Here is a 577-nt window from a genome sequence, read left to right as displayed (position 1 = left end):
TGCGTATCCTGCTTTTTTACATTCTTCACACTCCACTTCCCAACTTTTCCGCCTGACTGCCATGCACCTTCACGACCGTTTTGCTGAGTTTCTTTCCGCCTCTGAAATCATCGAAGCCACTCCGGCCTTGTTAAACGACCAACGCCGTCGTTTTGTTTCTTCGCCGGATATTGTCTTACAGCCGAACTCTGTCGAAAGTGTGCAGAAAATCATGCGTTTCTGTTTTGAAAACCGCATCCGCGTAACCCCGCAAGGCGGCAATACCGGATTATGCGGCGCAACGGTAACCAGCGAAGGCGTACTGCTCAATCTCTCCAAGCTCAACCGTATCCGCGATATCAACCTTGCCGACAACAGCATGACGGTTGAAGCAGGCGTGATTTTGCAAAATGCTCAAAAGGCGGCAGCCGAAGTCGGACGACTGTTTCCGCTCAGCCTGGCCAGCGAAGGCTCTTGCCAAATCGGCGGCAATATCGCCTGTAATGCCGGCGGTTTGAATGTCTTGCGTTATGGCAGCATGCGTGATTTGGTATTGGGTTTGGAAGTCGTTTTACCAAACGGCGAACTGGTTTCCCAC

General features: G+C 51.6%; 1 protein-coding gene. It reads left to right on the top strand.

The window, feature by feature from the left end; translation table 11 throughout:
* Positions 1-61 precede the first annotated feature (61 nt).
* The coding region (locus tag ACTHUR_RS16395) for an FAD-binding oxidoreductase (protein WP_440399737.1) at positions 62-577 on the top strand (516 nt) is incomplete at its 3' end.

It is taken from the genome of Neisseria sp. P0021.S007, assembly GCF_051956855.1.
The sequence above is the reverse complement of the archived record's forward strand: the minus strand, read 5'-3'. Positions and strand labels throughout refer to the sequence as shown.